1 protein-coding gene is annotated in these 1,383 nt (G+C 61.4%); it reads right to left on the bottom strand.

The window, feature by feature from the left end; translation table 11 throughout:
• Positions 1 to 173 precede the first annotated feature (173 nt).
• Positions 174 to 1,383, bottom strand: a 1,210-nt coding sequence (locus AX690_RS23300) for a hypothetical protein (RefSeq protein WP_197426840.1), incomplete at its 5' end; no start/stop codon positions are given.

The raw sequence follows: 1,383 nt of genomic DNA, 5'->3' as shown, positions 1-1,383 counted from the left end.
AACCCTCCGCTAAATCCGCAGCCCGGCTGTCTCAAAACTTCTGACGACGTACAGGGCTTGGAGGGTCGCCTGCAAAGGAACAAGCCCCAGCTACGACCCTATTGAAACAAGGGTGCGATATCCAGACTGACGGACCGCTATAGCTGTTGACACCTCTGGCGGCGAAGGCGGTGCTATGCTGCCCTACCACGCACATACCAGCGCTGCCGCCTATCAAGCTGGACCTGGAGGTCATATCGCGCTCGTCCGAGCGCATCGCGAGCGAGAAGGCGGCCGAGGAGCCTGTGTGGGATCAACAGCCAGTGTTTGGCGTCGCCTTGGCGCCGGAAGCCCAGGTTCCTCCCCGCGCTCTGGTTGAACTCGTCGATATGGCGCAGTCCGACCAGATCGTCGCGGTCGCACCAAGCGTTCAGCGCTTCCAGCCGCTCATACTCATCCGGCGACAGGAAGGTCATGGTCTGGGCGACGTCCTGCCCGATGTAAGCGTTGCTGCCCCGCGCCCTTGCGTGGGTAGTCGTGCCTTGAAGCATCGAGACCTTATTGCTGATCACGGCAACGCCTGGGTGCTCCGACTGGAACGCTTTTACGGTCAAGGGCAGTCTCGCAGAGCGGATGTGCTGGGCTAGAACGGACACGCTATCCCGTTCCAGGCCGGTGGCCTCGTATTCCGCCACGAACCATGGCGCTCCGAGACGTCGCGCGATTGCGACTGGTACAGCCTCCGTGGTCAGGACGAGCACTCGACGAGCAACGCCAGTCCACCAGGTGCGGGGCGACACGCACCATGGGCGACCTGTGCGGCGGGCATAGAGGTTGAAATGATCCTCCTCCTCGTCGCCGTATTCTCCGGACCAGGCGGTCACAACAGCCTCCCAGTTCTTTGCGGGGATACGAGCAATTTCCCGCACGGCCTGGAAGTCGATGTCGTGCGTGATCCCATCCACCGGCGGCACCGGATTTGTCGTGCGAAAGCGTTCATAGCTCTCCCACTGCGCGCCCAAATTACTACGGTTCCCGCCCCAGACCTTCGGTGACGCTTCCACAAGGCTGCGCACCCAATCCACCGTCTCCGCTCGGTGCATCACGACGAGATCAGCCGCCTCGACCTCATCGTGTACAAGCAAGCCCAACGTCATTCTGCGACGGCACATGCGCAGGTGGAGTTTGTCTTCGAAGGGTCTTTCTACATCCCAGAAGTGTCGATCCCACATCGCCCGCGTCGGCGTATGCTCGTTCCAGGCCTGTGCGACCTGATGCACGGAAAAGAACACCGGCAGCTTGTCGCCGATCTCATGCCACATCGCGGCATGGGCCTGGCGGAAATAGTCGTGATCTTCCCCCGAAAAAGTGGACGGGGTTAAGCCGCTCTGCGTTCCATCTCGG

This window comes from Caulobacter sp. CCH9-E1 (assembly GCF_001556515.1).
GTDB lineage: Bacteria > Pseudomonadota > Alphaproteobacteria > Caulobacterales > Caulobacteraceae > Caulobacter.
Note: the sequence above shows the minus strand (reverse complement) of the source record. Positions and strands in the feature narration are given on the sequence as shown.